The 17,688-nt window shown below is 65.6% G+C and carries 17 protein-coding genes and 1 tRNA gene; 14 read left to right on the forward strand and 4 right to left on the reverse strand.

The genetic code is table 11. The features are described 5' to 3' along the window. The first annotated feature begins 2 nt into the window (after positions 1-2). Positions 3-1,196, forward strand: a complete 1,194-nt coding sequence (locus WJT74_RS08975) for an HlyD family efflux transporter periplasmic adaptor subunit (RefSeq protein ID WP_343343891.1) — start codon at positions 3-5, stop codon at positions 1,194-1,196. A 25-nt stretch (positions 1,197-1,221) separates the two neighbouring features. On the opposite strand, the gene WJT74_RS08980 is transcribed toward WJT74_RS08975, so the two are convergent. Beyond that, positions 1,222-1,746, reverse strand: a complete 525-nt coding sequence (locus tag WJT74_RS08980; RefSeq protein WP_343343893.1) for a gamma carbonic anhydrase family protein — start codon at positions 1,744-1,746, stop codon at positions 1,222-1,224. Between the two features lie 137 nt (positions 1,747-1,883). Then, positions 1,884-1,970 (reverse strand) — tRNA-Leu (locus tag WJT74_RS08985). Between the two features lie 198 nt (positions 1,971-2,168). On the opposite strand from WJT74_RS08985, the gene WJT74_RS08990 reads away from it, so the two are divergent. From WJT74_RS08990 to WJT74_RS09010, 5 genes are all read left to right on the forward strand, one after another. After that, entirely contained in the window at positions 2,169-2,483 is a 315-nt protein-coding gene (locus WJT74_RS08990; RefSeq protein ID WP_343343896.1) for a PilZ domain-containing protein, read from the forward strand. An 82-nt stretch (positions 2,484-2,565) separates the two neighbouring features. Next, positions 2,566-3,516: a complex I NDUFA9 subunit family protein gene (locus tag WJT74_RS08995; RefSeq protein ID WP_343343898.1), complete on the forward strand. Its 951-nt coding sequence runs from the start codon at positions 2,566-2,568 to the stop codon at positions 3,514-3,516. Positions 3,517-3,520: 4 nt separating this feature from the next. Further along, positions 3,521-4,348, forward strand: coding sequence for an undecaprenyl-diphosphate phosphatase (locus WJT74_RS09000; protein ID WP_343343900.1), 828 nt, complete (start codon positions 3,521-3,523; stop codon positions 4,346-4,348). A 26-nt stretch (positions 4,349-4,374) separates the two neighbouring features. Beyond that, on the forward strand, positions 4,375-5,316 hold the full coding sequence (locus tag WJT74_RS09005; RefSeq protein WP_343343902.1) for a DUF2059 domain-containing protein: 942 nt from the start codon (positions 4,375-4,377) through the stop codon (positions 5,314-5,316). 78 nt (positions 5,317-5,394) lie between these two features. Further along, positions 5,395-6,066 (forward strand): glutathione S-transferase family protein, encoded by a 672-nt coding sequence (locus WJT74_RS09010; protein ID WP_343343904.1) that lies wholly within the window; start codon positions 5,395-5,397, stop codon positions 6,064-6,066. 212 nt (positions 6,067-6,278) lie between these two features. Here WJT74_RS09010 and WJT74_RS09015 read toward each other — a convergent pair whose 3' ends face one another. Continuing rightward, positions 6,279-6,674, reverse strand: a complete 396-nt coding sequence (locus WJT74_RS09015) for a hypothetical protein (RefSeq protein ID WP_343343906.1) — start codon at positions 6,672-6,674, stop codon at positions 6,279-6,281. Between the two features lie 406 nt (positions 6,675-7,080). After that, positions 7,081-7,800 (reverse strand): bifunctional 2-polyprenyl-6-hydroxyphenol methylase/3-demethylubiquinol 3-O-methyltransferase UbiG, encoded by a 720-nt coding sequence (gene ubiG / locus WJT74_RS09020; RefSeq protein ID WP_343343908.1) that lies wholly within the window; start codon positions 7,798-7,800, stop codon positions 7,081-7,083. 47 nt (positions 7,801-7,847) lie between these two features. On the opposite strand from ubiG, the gene WJT74_RS09025 reads away from it, so the two are divergent. From WJT74_RS09025 to WJT74_RS09060, 8 genes are all read left to right on the forward strand, one after another. Beyond that, positions 7,848-9,083: an aspartate kinase gene (locus WJT74_RS09025; RefSeq protein ID WP_343348151.1), complete on the forward strand. Its 1,236-nt coding sequence runs from the start codon at positions 7,848-7,850 to the stop codon at positions 9,081-9,083. Then, positions 9,080-10,090, forward strand: coding sequence for an NAD(P)H-dependent flavin oxidoreductase (locus tag WJT74_RS09030; RefSeq protein WP_343343910.1), 1,011 nt, complete (start codon positions 9,080-9,082; stop codon positions 10,088-10,090). Before WJT74_RS09025 ends, WJT74_RS09030 begins: the two co-directional genes overlap by 4 nt. A gap of 63 nt (positions 10,091-10,153) precedes the next feature. Further along, the gene (ptsP, locus tag WJT74_RS09035) at positions 10,154-12,415 is read left to right on the forward strand and encodes a phosphoenolpyruvate--protein phosphotransferase (RefSeq protein ID WP_343343913.1); all 2,262 of its coding nucleotides are present in this window, start codon (positions 10,154-10,156) and stop codon (positions 12,413-12,415) included. A gap of 98 nt (positions 12,416-12,513) precedes the next feature. Next, positions 12,514-13,287 (forward strand): helix-turn-helix domain-containing protein, encoded by a 774-nt coding sequence (locus tag WJT74_RS09040; RefSeq protein WP_343343916.1) that lies wholly within the window; start codon positions 12,514-12,516, stop codon positions 13,285-13,287. Between the two features lie 87 nt (positions 13,288-13,374). After that, positions 13,375-14,277 (forward strand): tetratricopeptide repeat protein, encoded by a 903-nt coding sequence (locus WJT74_RS09045; RefSeq protein WP_343343918.1) that lies wholly within the window; start codon positions 13,375-13,377, stop codon positions 14,275-14,277. A gap of 4 nt (positions 14,278-14,281) precedes the next feature. Beyond that, positions 14,282-15,247, forward strand: coding sequence for a tRNA lysidine(34) synthetase TilS (tilS, locus tag WJT74_RS09050; protein WP_343343921.1), 966 nt, complete (start codon positions 14,282-14,284; stop codon positions 15,245-15,247). A 98-nt stretch (positions 15,248-15,345) separates the two neighbouring features. Then, positions 15,346-17,295, forward strand: coding sequence for an ATP-dependent zinc metalloprotease FtsH (ftsH, locus tag WJT74_RS09055; protein WP_343343923.1), 1,950 nt, complete (start codon positions 15,346-15,348; stop codon positions 17,293-17,295). Further along, positions 17,292-17,660: a hypothetical protein gene (locus WJT74_RS09060; RefSeq protein ID WP_343343925.1), complete on the forward strand. Its 369-nt coding sequence runs from the start codon at positions 17,292-17,294 to the stop codon at positions 17,658-17,660. Before ftsH ends, WJT74_RS09060 begins: the two co-directional genes overlap by 4 nt. Positions 17,661-17,688: the final 28 nt, after the last annotated feature.

Here is a 17,688-nt window from a genome sequence, read left to right on the forward strand (position 1 = left end):
TCATGTTGCAGACCCGTTTCAACCCGCGCCACGACACCGGCATGGGCCGTTTCAAGCCCAAGGCGAGCACGGTCATCATCTTCGTGTCGCTGTTCGCGATCGTCGGCTTCCTCGTCTGGTCCATGTGGGCCAGCATCGACCAGATCAGCCGTGCTCCGGGCGAGGTCATCCCGTCGGGTCGCACGCAGATCATCCAGTCCGAGGAAGGCGGCACGATCGACCAGATCCTCGTGCAGGAAGGCGACGAGGTCGAGGCCGGACAGCTGCTCGTCCTGCTCGACAAGCGCCAGCCCGCGGCCGCGGTCGACGAAAGCCGGGCGCAGGTCGCCGCGCTGAAGACCCGCATGGCGCGGATCGAGGCGGAGCTGTTCAACCGTCCGCTCTCCTTCACCTCCGACACCGCCGCCTTCCCCGAATTCCGCGCCAACCAGAGCCAGCTCTACACGCGCCGTCGGCAGGCGCTGGCGACGCAGACGCAGGCGCTCCAGAACCTCCTCTCGATCACGCGCGAGGAAATCGAGATGGTCCGGCCGCTGGTCGAGACCGAGGACATCGCGCGCAGCGAGCTGCTGCAGATGCAGCGCACCGCCGCCGACTATCAGGGCCAGATCACCAATTTGCGCTCCGACTATCTGGCCGAACTGCAAACCGAATTCGCCGCCACGCAGGAAGAACTCGCGAGCGCCTCTCAGCAGCTGGCGCAGCGCGAGGCCGTGCTCGGCGGGACCGAATTGCGCGCGCCCACCGACGGGGTGATCGTGCACGTCGCATTGACGACGATCGGCGGCGTGCTGCGCGCCGGCGACGAGGTTCTCCAGATGGTCCCCTCGGGCGACGAGCTGATCGTCGAATCGCGCGTCGATCCGGCCGACATCGCCTTCGTGCGTGTCGGCGACGTCGGCAACGTGAAGTTCGACGCCTACGACAGCACCATCTACGGCGCCGCCGCGGCGGAGGTCGTGTTCGTGTCGGCCGACACGCTGTCGGAGGAAACCGAGGACGGGGTCGAGACCTACTACCGCGTCCGCCTGTCGGTCGATCCCTCGACGCTGCGACCACGCTCCGCGAACGAGCGGATCTCGCTCCAGCCGGGCATGACCGCGATCGCCGAGATCAAGACCGGCGACCAGACGGTGTTCCAGTATCTGACCAAGCCGATCCTCAAGACGGCGGGCGAGGCACTGGGCGAACGCTAGCCGGAAGCCATGCGGCTCGGGCGGGTCAGTCGATCCGCTCGAGCCCGCTCCGGAACCGGGCGGCCTTGGCGACATAATGCGCGGCGTTGAGGCGGATCTTCTCGATCGCCTCTTCGTCCAGCGTGCGGATCGCCTTTCCGGGCGCACCCACGATCAGGCTGCGTTCGGGATATTTCTTGCCCTCGGTGACCAGCGCCCCCGCGCCGACGATCGAACCCGCGCCGATGACGGCGCCGTTCAGGATCCGCGCGCCCATTCCCACCAGCACCTCGTCCTCGACCGTGCAGCCGTGAAGGATCGCGGCGTGACCGACCGTGACCCGCGCTCCGATCGTCAGCGGCGCGCCCGGATCGCTGTGTCCGATCGCCCCGTCCTGAAAATTACTGTCCTCGCCGATCCGGATCGGCGTGTTGTCGGCGCGGATGATCGCTCCGAACCAGACGCTGGCGCGCGCCGCCAGATGCACGTCGCCGATCAGATCGGCACTCGGCGCGACCCACGCATCGGCGGCGATCTTCGGGCGGCTGTCGTCGAATGAATAGAGGGTCATGCCCCCCTTCTACGCCCGGCCCGCCGCAACGGCCAACCCCCCTCCCACGGCCGCCCGACATCCACCCGAAGGGCTTGGACCGGTCGGCCAAATGGCTCCGGATCGAGTCGATCCGGAGGAACATGCAGATGAAAGGGTGGTGCCCAGGAGAGGACTCGAACCTCCACGGGGTTTCCCCCGCCGCCACCTGAAGACGGTGCGTCTACCAATTCCGCCACCTGGGCACAGGCATGCGATTGCGATTGCCGGTAGGCCGCGCCGTCTATGAAAGGCCGCGGGCAGTGTCAACAAGAGAGCGCAGACCCGCGCGGGAAATCTCCCGATCATCCCCGCGGCCTTAACCTGAATTTAGCGAATGGGTGCGATCTTGCCCGGAAGAGCGCCTTACCGCGCCTGTCGTGAAACGAAGGAAGGTCACGTCGATGAATGCCCAGGTCCCGCTCCAGTCGGTCCGCCGCCAGCCTCGAATCGATCTCGAGGCGCAGGTCTCGTCGCGCCGTGCGGGGCGGCATCCCTACCCGACCACCATCACCAATCTCTCGCCCGGAGGCTGCTGCCTCGAACTGCCCTTCGGCGCGATGGTCGGCGAGCGGATCTGGGTCACCCTTCCCGGTCTGGCCCCGATCGAGGCGCAGGTCGGCTGGTCGGGACGCCACCTCACCGGGTGCATCTTCTCGACCCCTCTGCACGCGGCGGTGTTCGAAACCCTGCTCACCCGGATGCAGTCGGACGCCTGATCGCCCCATTGCGGGGTTGTGAGACGCCGAGCCTCTCGCCTAGAGAAACGAACCACTCCGTTTCCCTAGCCGAGGCTATTTCATGTCCGACCCCACCGCACCCAGGATCGTCACGCTTATCGGCGGGGGCGGCTTCATCGGTCGCTATGCGGTCGAGGCGCTACTCAAACATGACGTCCGCCTGCGCATCGCGGAACGCAATCCCAAGAGCGCGCACACGCTGATGCCGCTGTCCAAGCCCGGCCAGATCGCGCTGATGCCCGCCGATCTGACCCGGCCCGCAACCATCGAGACGGCGGTCGCGGGAAGCGATGCGGTCGTCAATCTGGTCGGCACCTTCGACGTCGCCAGCCAGCAGGCGCTCCACGTCGAGGGCGCGGGCCGCGCCGCCGACCTCGCGAAACAGGCCGGCGCCAAGGCATTCGTCCATGTCAGCGCGATCGGCGCCGATCCCGACGCCGCCTCCCATTATGCCCGCACCAAGGGCAAGGGCGAGGCCGCCGTTCGCGACGCCTTCCCGGGGGCCACGATCCTGCGTCCCTCGACCGTCTTCGGTGCGGAGGATGAGTTCACTAACCGCTTCGCCGGGATGATGGACCTGCCCGCGACGCCGGTCCTCGCCGCCGACACGCGGTTCCAGCCCGTCTTTGTCCGCGACCTCGGCCGCGCGATCGCCAGCGCAGCGCTCGACCCCGGGACCCACGGCGGCAAGACCTACGAGATCGCCGGCCCTGACGTGATGAGTCTCATGGAAATCAATCGCGCCATCGCCGACCTGTCGGGCCGCGACCCCAATCTCGTCGAACTGCCCGACGTCTTCGGCAGCATGATCGCCAAGCTGGGCTTCCTCCCCGGCGCGCCCCTGACCAAGGATCAATGGACCCTGCTCCAGTCCGACAACGTCAAGGCCGACGACCGGCCCGGTCTCGCCGAAATGGGCATCGCCGCCACTCCGCTCCGCTCGGTCGCGGGCGACTGGCTGGGCAAGTACAAGCCCGGCGGTCGTTTCGCCCCCTCGCGCAAGAACGCCTGAGCCCATGTCCGTCACCCTGCTCGTCGTCATCCTCGGCATCGTCGAGGGTCTTACCGAATATCTGCCCGTCTCCTCGACCGGCCATCTCATCCTCGCGACCGAACTGCTGGGCTTCTCCGCCGAGGATTGGGCGGTGTTCAACATCGCGATCCAGCCCGGCGCGATCCTCGCGGTCGTGGTGCTCTACTGGAAGACCTTCTGGGGCGTCTTGAAAGGCATGTTCGAAGGATCGAAGGGCGCATGGGATTTCGTGCGCAACATCCTCGTCGCCTTCTTCCCCGCCGTTGCGCTGGGCCTTCTCTTCGGCGACCAGATCGACGTGCTGCTCGCCAATGCGGTGGTGGTCGCCTGGGCGCTCATCATCGGCGGGATCGGCATCCTGCTCGTCGAAAAGCTCGCCAATCCGCCCGCCCGTCCCGACATTCCCGAGGATCAGATCGGCGGCGCGGTCGCCACCATGAGCTTCGGCAAGTCGCTGATGATCGGCGTGGTCCAGTGTCTCGCGATGATCCCGGGGGTCAGCCGCTCGGGCGCGACCATCATGGGCGCGATGGCGATGGGCGTCGATCGCCGCACCGCCGCGGAATTCAGCTTCTTCCTCGCCGTGCCGACATTGTCGGGGGCGACCGTCTATTCGCTCTACAAGGCGCGCGACCAGATCACCCCCGACGACCTCGGCCTCATCGGCTGGGGCGCGCTGGTGAGCTTCATCGTCGCTTATGTGGTCGTTAAGGCCTTCATCGCCATCGTGACGAAAATCGGTTTTGCGCCGTTCGCCTGGTATCGTATCATGGTGGGGATCGCCGCGCTGGTCTGGCTCGGCGCCGTTTGAACAACAGCATTTTGGGGGAAATGAACATGAAGAAGATTCTGCTGGCCGCGACGGCCGCCGCCGCTTTCACCGCAACGCCCGCGTTCGCCAACGACACGAGCCAGCCCGTCGACAGCATCCGCATCGCACCCAGCGATGCGCGCATCGCGCTCGCCCGCGAGGCAATCGACCTCATGTATCCCCAGGGCCAGACCGACTATCTCGTCAACTACATGATGGGCCCGTACGCCGACTACATGCTCACCACGCCGCTGTCGCAGCTGGCCGAGGACTTCGGCGTGCGCGAATCGGCCGCCGCGTTCGGCGAGCTCCTTCCGATGCTGATGGGCGAGATGGGCGGGGGCATGGAGATGCCCGACGAGATGAACCCCGAAGCCATGGCCGCGGGCGTCGACATGATGATCGCGATGCTGGGCGACAAGACGATCCAGGGCTTCATCGTCGAACAGGACGAACATTTCGAGGAGCGCCTGTCGATCGTGCGCGACGTGCTGCAGGATCGCATGCCCGCCATCGCGACCGAATTCGAAGGTCCGTTGCGCGACGCGCTCGCCACCGTCTTCGCGCAGAAGTTCACTGACACCGAATTGAGCGAGATCGCCGCCTTCGCCGACACCCCCGCGGGCCAGAAGTATGCGCGCACCTATCTCGTGGCCCAGTTCGAACCCGCCTATTACGGCGGCGTCATGCGCGCGGTGCCCGCCGTGGTGCCCCAGTTCATGCCGCTCGTCGAGGAAATCACCGAGCGCACGTCGCACCTTCCCCCGCTGTTCCCGGAAACGGTCTATTGCGACGACCTCGAGGAAGGCGACGAGACCGAATGCGTCGAGCGCCCGACCATCGAGATCCCTGGCGATAACGACATGACCCCGCAGCAGCAGGCCGCACAGCTCGAGGCCGAAGCCGCCGAGTACGAGCAGATGGCCGCGAACCTTCGCGCCGAGGCCGCCGAGCTTCGCGCCCAGTAGAGCCGTTCATCGACCATCGGGCCGCTCGCTTCGCTGGACGGGGCGGGCGGCCTTTTCTATGCCGCGATCGAAACACTCATGTACCAGCTCTACCAATTCCCCCTCTGCCCCCATTCCCGCAAGGTTCGCCTCGTGCTGGGCGAAAAGGGCGTGCCGTTCGAGCTGGTGCGCGAATACCCCTGGGAACGGCGCGACGAGTTCATCGACATGAACCCCGCGGGCGAGACCCCCGTTCTGGTCGACCCCGCCAAGGGTCTCACCCTCATCGGCGCGCAGGTAATCTGCGAATATGTCGAGGAGGTCACCGACAAGACCCCGATGCTCCCCGGCGGCGCCGGTCAGCGCGCCGAGATCCGCCGCCTCGCCGACTGGTTCGACCGCAAGTTGTGGATCGATGTCGTCGCCCCGCTCTTGGAAGAACGGATGCTCAAGCGCGTCGTCCTGCGCACCAGCCCCGACACGGTCCGCCTGCGCGGCGCGATGCGCGCCGCCAACGGCCACCTCGACTATATGGACTATCTCCTCGACCATCGCCGCTGGCTCGGCGGCCAGAGCCTCAGTCTCGCCGATTTCAGCGCGGCCGCGATGCTCAGCGTCGTCGACTATCTGGGGGCGCTAGACTGGCGCGGGCACGAGGCCACCAAGGACTGGTACGCGGTGATGAAGTCGCGCCCTTGCTTCCGCCCTCTGCTCGGCGAGCGTCAGGACGGCATCTCGCCGCCGGCGCATTATGATAAAGTCGACTTCTGATGAGCGACCATCGGAAACTGAGGGTGAAAGCTTTCGAACGAGACGGCGAAAGAATTTTCTATTTTCCGAACCGCAAGTCAGGCGGCAAACGTGTTACGGCAGAGGAGTATGAAGCATTCTTGAGCGGGTCGGTCCGGAAGGTCGTAGAGCTTCATAGCTCGTTCTCCGGACGACCCTAACCGAAAGTACGGCCAATTTCATTACTTTCAGTTTCACTCTCCACTGAAAGAACGGATAAAAGCGTTCTCCCCCGCACAATTCACATTATTGTTCACGAGTTTGGGATAAAACTCGACCATGAAGTTAGCTGTTTTACCCAACTCTATAGCCCCGCTATCTGGCACGTTGAGATTACTTCCTATCTCGGAGACAGAGCTTCCGAGTGGAAAAAACGCGACGTAGGTTCTGCGTCCATCGACAAGATAGATGCAGTTATCGACATTCTCTAAGCGACCGACTCTTTTGGCGGCAGTAACGATGTCGCCGCCATCGAAGGTCTGAAGGATCGTTGCGTCGATCTTATCCTTGGGTACAGTCGTACAAGATGAGAGAACACCGAAACCGATGATTGCTAATGATCGCACAAATCCCTGTAAAGCGATACGCATGAGCAGTCCCGTTTACGTAAGCAATTCAGACAAAATCGATAAGCAAAACATTTGTTCCTTCTCGGAAGGTTCTTCTTCAAGGTTATCAACTGGCGGGCACAATGGCCAAAGCACAACGGATAGTGCCGCAACCCTCGTATGACTCGAGGTCGTGGTTTACTTTAGGTGTGGCTTCGCAGAGCGCGCTCTGATTGAAGCGGGCAAGCAGCTTTCCCGTACAGGCATCGATTTAATCGACCTTGCAGATCAGCGATCGTAACATGAGACGACGCTGACCATGGCGAGCCGTCGTGCCGCCTCGTGACATATCTTCTCTGGAACTTTGGAAGAGTTTCCCGCTTAGTTCGCGCGTTCTTATGGGATTCGGGGCGTTCTTGTTGCTTGGGTTTGTAGTCGATCTGATATTCTAGCTACGCCGCGCACTCATCAGATAGTTGAGCCGCAGATCCTCACTGAGGTGCAGCCCTTTTGCCGGCCCGAACGCAATGCCCTTGCGCTCGACCACCTCGAACCCCTCGGCCGCCAGCATCGCTTCCAGATCCTCGGGCGGAATGAACTGGTCGTAGTCGTGGGTGCCGCGCGGGATGCGGCCCGTGCCTTCGGCCAGCGTGATCGTCAGCAATCGCGACAGCGGCGTCCGGTTGGGCGTCGACAGGATCAGGAGCCCGTCCTCCGCCACCCGCGCCGCCACCGCGCGCAGGAACTCGCGCGGGTCGGCGACATGCTCGATCACTTCCAGCGCGGTCACCAGGTCGAACGTCCCCTCGACCTCGGCCACCTCGCCCGCGCGATAGTCGATCATCAGCCCGCTCTGAATCGAATGCGCCTTCGCCGCCTCGATCAGTTCGGGCGCCGCATCGACCCCCGTTACGCTCGCCCCCAGCCGCGACAGCGGTTCGGCCAGCAGCCCCGCTCCGCACCCGACGTCGAGCGCGCTTCTGCCGTCGAGCGGCGCGAAGTCGCATTCGTCGAGGCCGAAATGGCGGTCGAGCTGTTCGCGGATGAATTCCAGCCGCACGGGATTCAGTTTGTGCAGCATCGCGCTGCGGCCCTTTGGGTCCCACCAGTCGCCCGCCATGCCGCCGAAATGCGCGGCCTCGGCCGCCACGATGCTTGTCTTCGCCATGCCCCCTTCCTAACAGGGCGCCATCCGTTTCCCTAGGAGAATGATCGCTGGCCCGCGTCGTCATGAAATTCGGTGGCACCTCGATGGCCGGCATCGAACGCATCCGCCACGTCGCGGAGCGCGTCCGCCGCGAGGTCGAGGCGGGCAACGAGGTCGCGGTCGTCGTCAGCGCGATGGCAGGCGAGACCGACCGGCTGGTGCAGCTGTGCAAGGAAGCCGCCGCCACGTTCGATCCACGCGAATATGATGTGGTGGTCGCTTCCGGCGAACAGGTGACCGCGGGCCTCCTCGCCATCACGCTCACCGGCATGGGCGTGAACGCCAAAAGCTGGATGGGCTGGCAGCTTCCGATCCGCGCCTCGGGCCACAGCGCCGCGCTGATCGAGGGCATCGACGTCGACGTGATGGAGCGCGTCTTCTCGGGCGGCGGGGTCGCGGTCATCCCAGGCTTCCAAGGCGTCACCGACACCAACGAGATCGCCACGCTGGGCCGCGGGGGCAGCGACACCTCCGCCGTCGCGGTGGCCGCGGCGATGAACGCCGATCGCTGCGATATCTATACCGACGTGGACGGGGTCTACACCACCGACCCGCGCATCGTCCCCAAGGCGCGCAAACTGGACACCATCACCTTCGAGGAAATGCTCGAACTGGCCAGCACCGGCGCCAAGGTGCTGCAGACCCGCTCCGTCGGGCTCGCCATGCGCACCGGAATGCCGCTCACCGTGCTGTCGAGCTTCGAGGACACCCCCGGAACCCGCATCGTCGACGACGACGCGCTGGAGAATGACATGGAACGCAACATCCTTACCGGCATTGCCCACGACAAGAACGAGGCGATGGTCACCCTGACCGGCCTTCCCGACGAGGTCGGCATGGTCGCCAAGATCTTCGCGCCCCTGTCCAAGGCCGACGTCAACGTCGATATGATCGTCCAGTCGGTACCGCGAAAGGGCGAACCCAGCGTCCTCACCTTCACCGTTCCCACCGACAGCCTCGCCAGGGCCTCCGCCGAACTGGAAAAGCTGAAGGGCGAGATCGGCTACGACGAGATGATCACCGATGTGGACGTCGTGAAGGTCAGCGCGGTGGGCGTCGGCATGCGCTCCAACGCGGGCATTGCCGCGACCATGTTCGAAACGCTCGCCAAGCGCGGCATCAACATCCTCGCCATCACCACCAGCGAGATCAAGGTCTCGGTCCTGATCCCCGAGGAATATCTCGAACTGGCCGTCCGGGTGCTGCACAGCGCCTACGGTCTCGACGCGGAGGACGGCGAATGAGCGAACATAAACTCGATGCGCTGATGCGGCGCGGCGCCGACTTCCTCGGCACGCGCTACGCCATCATGGGCGGCGCGATGAGCTGGATTTCCGAACGCAATCTCGTCTCCGCGATCAGCAATGCGGGCGGCTTCGGCGTCATCGCCTGCGGGGCCATGTCCCCCGACCTGCTCGACCAGGAAATCGCCGAGACCAAGACGCGCACCGACAAGCCCTTCGGCGTCAATCTCATCACCATGCACCCCGATCTCGATCAGTTGATCGACATCTGCGCCGACCATGACGTCGGCCATGTCGTCCTCGCCGGCGGCCTGCCCCCGGGCAAGGCGATCGAACGCATCAAAGGCCGAGGTGCCAAGCTCATCGCCTTCGCCCCCGCGCTCGCCCTGGCGAAAAAGCTCAAGCGCTCGGGCGTCGATGCTCTCGTCGTCGAGGGCATGGAGGCGGGCGGCCATATCGGTCCCGTCTCGACCAGCGTCCTGGCGCAAGAAATCCTTCCCGAAGTCGCCGCCGACATGCCCGTGTTCGTCGCGGGCGGCATCGGGCGGGGCGAAGCGATCGCCGCCTATCTCGAAATGGGCGCGGTCGGCGTCCAGCTCGGCACCCGTTTCGTCTGCGCCACCGAATGCATCGCGCATGAGAATTTCAAGAAGATGTTCCTGCGCGCCAGCGCCCGCGACGCCGTGCCCAGCGTCCAGATCGACCCCCGCCTCCCGGTCATCCCGGTCCGCGCCCTGAAGAACAAGGAGACCGAGAATTTCGCCGCCAAGCAGCGCGAGGTCGCGGGCCATCTCGACAGCGGCAAGCTGGAAATGGCCGAAGCCCAGCTGCAGATCGAACATTACTGGGCCGGCGCCCTCAAGCGCGCGGTCATCGACGGCGACGTGGAATCGGGCAGCGTGATGGCGGGCCAGTCGGTCGGCATGGTCAAGCGCGAGGAACCCGTCGCCGACATCATCGCCGAACTGGTCGCCGAGGCGGCCGGAGCGCTGTCGGCCCGCGGCTGAAATCCGCGCGGCCACCGCACGCATCCGCTGGCGCCCCGCCCCGTGCCCTGCTAGCTCGTGGACATGCCCACCGCCGCCGCCTCGTCCGCCCGCGATATCCTGACCGGCCTGCACGCGGTCATGGCGGGCCGCGGCGGGGCGCAGACCAAGCTCAACCGCGTCGTCGACATCATCGCCGAAGCGATGGCGAGCGAGGTCTGCTCGATCTACGTCCTTAAGGACGGCAAGCTCGAACTGTTCGCCACCCACGGGCTCAACAAGGCCGCGGTCCACCAGACCCGGCTCGATTTCGGCGAGGGCCTCGTCGGCACGATCGCCGAACAGATGCTCGTCCTCAATCTCGAAGAAGCCAGCCAGCATCCGCAATTCGCCTTCCGCCCCGAGACGGGAGAAGAGCATTTCCATTCCTTCGCCGGCGTGCCGATCGTGCGCCGCGAAACCCCGATCGGCGTCCTCACGGTCCAGCACGAGGACAGCCGCAAGTATGACGACGTCGAGATCGAGGCACTGCAGACGGTTGCGATGGTGCTGTCCGAACTGCTCGGCAACGCGGGCCTCGCCGACGGCACCAAGGGCCGCGCCCGCGACACCGGGGCGCAGCAGCTCGCCGGACTGAAACTTGTCACCGGCATGGCACGTGGCCACGCGGTCTTCCATCAGCCCAAGGTCACGGTCGAACAGACGGTCGCCGAGGACGTCGAGGCCGAACGCGCCCGCGTCTACACCGCCTTCCGCAAGATGCGCGAGCAGATCGACAACATGACCCGCGACGCCGAATTCGGCGTTCACGGCGAACATGAAGAGGTGCTCGAGACCTACAAGATGTTCGCCTACGACGAGGGCTGGGCCCGGCGCATCAACGAGGCGATCGACAGCGGCCTCACCGCCGAGGCCGCGATCGAGCGGGTCCAGCAGCATACCCGCGCGCGCATGCAGGAAATCGACGATCCGCTTCTGAAGGAGCGGATGCACGACCTCGAAGATCTCTCCAACCGCCTCGTCCGCATCGTGTCGGGACGCTCGGGCACCGCGGCGCAAACGGGGCTTCAGCAGGACACGATCCTCATCGCGCGCAATCTCGGCCCCGCCGAACTGCTCGATTACGACAAGCGCCGTCTGAAGGGCATCGTGCTCCAGGAAGGCTCGCTCACCGCCCACGTCACCATCGTCGCCCGCGCGATGGGCGTGCCCCTCGTCGGCAAGATCGAGGATATCCGCCAGATCGCCTACGAGGGCGACGTCATTCTCGTCGATGGCGACTTGGCGACGATCGAGGTCCGGCCGACCGAGAAAAGGCAGGAAGAGTTCGATCGGCGGATGGCGTCGAGCAACAAGCGCCGCGCCGAATTCTCCGCCATTCGCGACAAGCCCGCGGCCACCACCGACGGCACCCATATCGAATTGATGGTCAACGCCGGGCTGGCCGAGGACGCCGACCATCTCGACGCTTTCGGGGCTGAAGGGATCGGCCTGTTCCGCACCGAATTCCAGTTTCTCGTCGCGGCCACCCTGCCGGGCCGCGAAAGCCAGTACCGGCTCTACAAGAAGGTTCTGGCGGGCGCGGGCGACAAGCCGGTCGTGTTCCGCACCATCGACATCGGGGGCGACAAGGCGCTGCCCTATCTCGACGAGAAGGACGAGGCGGAAAATCCCGCGATGGGCTGGCGCGCCCTGCGCCTGTCGCTGGACCGCGCGGCATTGATGAAGGCGCAGGCCCGCGCGCTGATCGAGGCGGCGGCCGGCAAGCATCTGAAGGTCATGTTCCCGATGGTGTCGGAGCCGTGGGAATATGAAGAAGCGCGCCGGCTGTTCGAGGACCAGGTTGACTGGCTGCGGACGCGCAAGCGCTTCCTCCCCACCGTCATCGAATATGGCGCGATGCTCGAGGTGCCGAGCCTTGCCGAGATGCTCGACCAGTTACTCCCGCGCCTCGACTTCCTGTCGATCGGGACCAACGATTTGACCCAGTTCCTGTTCGCCGCCGATCGCGGCGATCCGCGGCTGGCCGATCGCTACGATTGGCTCAGCCCGGCGATCCTGCGTTTCCTCAAGCGCGTGATCGCGCAATGCGACGCCCATGCAACCCCGGTCCGCATCTGCGGCGAGATGGGCGGGCGGACGTTGGAGGCGATGGCCTTGGTCGGACTGGGCCTCAAGCGCTTCTCGATCACGCCGGCCGCGGTCGGGCCGATCAAGGCGATGGTGCGCTCGCTCGACCGGAGCGCGATCACCGCCGAGATGGATCGCCTGCTCGCCGATCCGCCACGCGACATGCGCCGCCAGCTCGAACAATGGGCGCGGGCCAACAATGTCGTCTATTACTGACCGCGGCGCCGGGCGCGCATCCGGTTGACAAAAACGGCTCGCACGCCTTGTCTGGCGGGCGAGGGAATTCACTCCAAATCGCACAGGATGATCGGGGCATGGACGACGAGATCGAATATGAACAGGAACCCACGGGCGCACCGGTCGGCACGCAGCTGAAGGAAGCGCGCGAGGCTAAGGGCATCTCGCTCGAAGATATGGCGGCCAAGACCCGTATCCCCAAGCGTCACATCGAAAGCCTCGAAGCCAACGACTGGGAGAAACTCCCCGCCGCCACCTACGCCGCGGGGTTCGCCAAGACCCACGCCGCGATGAGCGGCGTCGACCCCGCCTGGGCCTCGCAGGCGGTGCGCGAGGAAATGGGCGCCTATACCCCCGAATATCAGCCCTCGCCCGTCTACGAGATCAACGAGGAAAAAAGGGGCATTCCCGCCTGGCTGATCGTCGTCGCCATCCTCGCGGTCATCGCCGCGATCCTCGGCTTCAGCTATCTGAACGACCAGCGTCTCGCCGCCGACGAAACCCCGCAGGAAGAGGAGCAGGAGGAGGTGGCCGAGGCCACGCCCGCCGCAACGCCCGATCCCGCAACGCCCGATGTCGACAGCGACACGCCGGTCACGCTCGTCGCGACCCGCGCCGTCTGGCTGCGCATCACCGACGGCGATGAAGTGCTGTTCGCGCGCGAACTGGCCGAGGGCGAGGAGTATCAGGTTCCGGCGACGGCCAACGCGCCGCTCATGGAAACCGCTCGCCCCGCCTCGCTGCAAGCGCGCTTCGAGGACGAGACGGTCGGCTTCCCGGGCGAGGACGGCACCCGCATCAGCGGGGTCAGCCTGCTCGCCCCCGACCTCGTCGGAAACCGCAGCCTGTAGGAACGATGCATCGGTTGGATTCATCCAACGCTCAGCTTCTTACACCCATGCACTAGGTATCTGTCGCACGATCAATTCGGAACCCACATGACCCGTATCCTGCTTTCCCTTTTCGCCCTTCTCCTGCTGATCGATCCTGCCTTCGCGCAGGAATCGGACCGTTCGCGCGAACGCGAGAATCGCGACCGCATCAATCGCCTCGAACGGCAGGTCCGGCAGATCCAGGAGGAGGTCTATCCCGAAGGCCGCCCGGCCAGCACCGCGGGCTATGCCGACGAGCCGGTCGCGACCCGTTCGTCGGTCGACATCCTCACCGGACGCCTTCAGTCGATGGAAAGCCAGCTGACGACCCTGGTTCGTCAGGCCGAGGAAGCGCAGTATCGCATCGGTCAGATGGAGGCCGAGATCGCGCGCCTGCGTGGCGAGGTGCAGACGATGCGCGACGCCCCGCCGCCGCCGTCCCGTCCGATCGACGATGGCCCCATTCCGGTCGAACCCGACGGCGGTATCGGCGATGGCGCGGGCCCGCTCCCCGCCAATCCCAACCCGCCTCGCGTCGCCGCGGTCGATCCCGCCAACCTCGAGGATCCGCAGTGGCTCGCCGACGGCAAGGAAGCCTATGATGCGGGATTCCGCCTGTGGGACGCGCGCGATTTCACCGGTGCGGTCCGACAGCTGGACGCGATGGTCGAACAATATCCCGGCCACCCCAACGTGAGCTGGGCGCGCAACCTCAAGGGCCGCGCGCTGCTCGATGCCAACCGTCCGCGCGATGCCGCCGAAGTGCTGCTCGCCAATTATCGCGACAACCCCGACGGCGCGCGCGCCGCAGACAGCCTCTATTTCCTGGGCCAGGCGCTGATGCGCCTCGACCAGCCGGGCCAGGCCTGCCGCGCCTATGACGAGCTCGAGGAAGTTTATGGCGGAACGTTGCGCAGCTTCATCACCGAACGTCTGCCCGCCGCCCGCAGCGCCGCGCGCTGCGAATAGCAGGATGACCGGCGCGCTCGACCCCACGACGGTCGAGCGATTCGCCCGCGATCTGGACGCCCTCGTGCCCGCCGGCGTGCCGTTCGGCGTGGCGGTTTCGGGCGGCGCGGACAGCCTTGCGCTATTGCTGATGTCGCACGCGGTGGCGCCCGACCGGGTCCGCGCGGCAACCGTCGATCACGGTCTTCGTCCCGAAAGCAGCGCCGAAGCCGCCTTCGTTGCGTCGGTCTGCGCCGATCGGGACATCCCGCACGCAACCTTGACGATCGACTGGGCCGAGGGTCCGCCGACCGCCAATATCGAGGCCTTGGCCCGCGACGCGCGCTACGAAAGGTTCGGCCGCTGGGCTGCGCAGCACCACCTCGGCTATCTCGCCACGGGTCACCATGCCGACGACCAGGCGGAGACGATGCTCATGCGCCTGGCGCGCGGCGCCGGCCTGTCGGGCCTTGCAGGGATCCGCAGAGAGATCGTCCAGCGCGATCTCACCATCGTTCGCCCGCTACTTCGATGGACCCGCGACGAACTCCGGTCGGTGGTCGCCGCAGCGGGGCTCGATCCAGCGGAGGATCCGCACAACGACGACCCTACGTTCGATCGCGCGCGCCTGCGCACGGCGTTGCGCGCGGCCGGCTTCCACGATGCGTCATCCTACGCCGCCAGCGCGGTCTACCTTCAGGAAGCGGAGGAAGCCTTGGGCTGGATGCTCTTCGACCTGTGGGACAGGGTCGCCGTCGAACGGAACGGCACCTTCCGGCTCGATCTGGACGGCATTCCCAGCGAGCTCCGCCGACGATTGCTGCGCACCGCCATCCATCTGAGCGGAGACCGCCTTCCCCGCGGTCCGGAACTGCGCCGCGCGGTCGAGCGGGTCGAGGACCTCGGCAAGACCTCGCTGGGAGCCACGTTGATCGAGCGCGACGGAACGCTCTGGACCGTCCGCCCCGCGCCACCCCGACGAACCGGCTGACGACGTCCCTCACCACCGCCCTTCGCCCACATATTGTCGCCGCGCGCCCGCGTCCCTATCTTAAGCCTCAAGTCATTTCCCCCTGATAGGTTTGTCGCATGGAACAGAAGCCCACTCCCGAACCGCCCAAGAACGCCTGGACGAAGAGCCTCGTCATCTGGCTCGCGATCATCTTCGGGATGGTCCTGTTCATGCAGGCGCTCGGCGGCGGCAACGAGGCGGCCGAGGGCGAGGCGATGCCCTATTCCACCTTCGTCGAGCGGGTCGAGGCGGGTGATGTCCAGGAGGTCACGATCGCACCGCGTTCCGACGGCACCAGCATGCTGTCGGGCGAGATCAACGGCGAGGCATTCACGACGGTCGCACCGCCCAACACGAGCGTTTCCGACCGGCTCGATGCAGGCGGGGTCGATTATAGCGTTCGCCCGCAGGAGCAGACGAGCCTGTGGCAACTGCTGCTGATCAACTCGCTGCCCTTCATCCTCATTCTGGGCATCAGTTTCTTCATCATCCGCAAGATGCAGCAGAACGCCGGCGGCGGCGCGATGGGCTTCGGCAAGTCCAAGGCCAAGATGCTGACCGAGGCCAAGGGACGCGTCACGTTCGAGGACGTGGCGGGCATCGACGAGGCGCGCGAGGAATTGCAGGAAATCGTCGAATTTCTGAAAGACCCCAACAAGTTCGCGCGCCTTGGCGGCAAGATTCCCAAGGGCGCGCTGCTGGTCGGTTCGCCCGGAACGGGCAAGACGCTGCTTGCGCGCGCCATCGCGGGTGAGGCGGGCGTGCCCTTCTTCACCATTTCGGGTTCGGACTTCGTCGAGATGTTTGTCGGCGTCGGCGCCAGCCGCGTGCGCGACATGTTCGAGCAGGCCAAGAAGAACGCGCCCTGCATCATCTTCATCGACGAAATCGACGCGGTCGGCCGCCATCGTGGCGCGGGTCTCGGCAACGGCAATGACGAGCGCGAACAGACGCTCAACCAGTTGCTGGTCGAAATGGACGGCTTCGATGCCAACGAGGGCATCATCATCATCGCTGCCACGAACCGTCCCGACGTGCTCGATCCCGCATTGCTGCGCCCGGGCCGTTTCGACCGCCAGGTCGTCGTGCCGCGTCCCGATATCGAGGGCCGCGAAAAGATTCTCGAAGTCCACATGAAGAAGGTGCCGCTTGCCCCGGACGTGATCGCCCGTACCATTGCGCGCGGCACCCCGGGCTTCTCGGGCGCGGACCTCGCCAACCTCGTCAACGAGGCAGCGCTCACGGCGGCCCGCAAGGGCAAGCGCCTGGTCGCCATGGCCGAGTTCGAGGAGGCCAAGGACAAGGTCATGATGGGCGCCGAACGGCGCAGCATGGTGATGACCGACGACGAGAAGAAGATGACCGCCTATCACGAGGCGGGTCATGCCATCGTCGCACTGCACGAACCGGCGTCGGACCCCATCCACAAGGCCACCATCATCCCGCGGGGCCGTGCGCTCGGCATGGTCATGCGGCTTCCCGAACGCGACAGCTATTCCTATCACCGTGACAAGATGCACGCGAACATGGCGGTCGCCATGGGTGGGCGCGTGGCGGAAGAAGTCATCTTCGGCCACGACAAGGTGTCCAGCGGCGCGTCGGGCGACATCCAGTACGCCACCAAGCTCGCGCGCGACATGGTCACCCAGTGGGGCATGTCGGAAGAGATGGGCCCGGTGCAGTACGAGGAGCAGCAGGGGGAGACCTTCCTCGGCTACTCGCAGAGCCAAGGCATGAACGTGTCCGCCGAAACCGCACGGAAGATTGACGCCGAGATTCGCCGACTGATCGACAAGGGCTACGATCGTGCCAAGCAGCTGCTCACCGAGCATAGCGACCAGCTCGAGCAGCTGGCGCAGGCGCTGCTCGAATTCGAGACGTTGAGCGGGGACGAGATCAAGACGCTGCTCGACGGCGGCGAAATCGATCGGGGCGGGCCCAAGGGTCCGGTCATCCCCACCGCCGGAAGCTCGATCCCCAAGGCGGGACGCAAGCCGAAGGGCCTCGGCGGACCGGCGACGGCATGAAGACGCTCGTCACTTTCGCTGCCCTCCTGGTGGCGGTCGGGGCCGCGACGCCCACCGCTGCGCAGGAGATGAACGCGCAGGAATTTTACGAACGCGGCAAGAAGCTCGAATCGAAGGGACCGCTGGCGCTCTTCGACGGCGATCTCAAGCGGCTCGAACGTGAAGGCAATGCGGCGGCGGAGCGGGCGATCGCGCGCAACGACCGGGCATCGAAGAAGCAATTCTGCATCCCCGCAAACGCCGACCGTATGGACCCCCGCGAGTTCCTGCGGGCGATGGAAGACTTCACGGCGGCCCAGCGCCGCGGGTGGACGAGTACCGAGCTTACCGTCCGTATCTTCGCGCGCAAATATCCCTGCCGCTGAATTCGGGACCATCGGAACATAATGCGAA

Source organism: Sphingomicrobium sp. XHP0239, from assembly GCF_039555325.1.
GTDB classification, from domain to species: domain Bacteria; phylum Pseudomonadota; class Alphaproteobacteria; order Sphingomonadales; family Sphingomonadaceae; genus Sphingomicrobium; species Sphingomicrobium maritimum.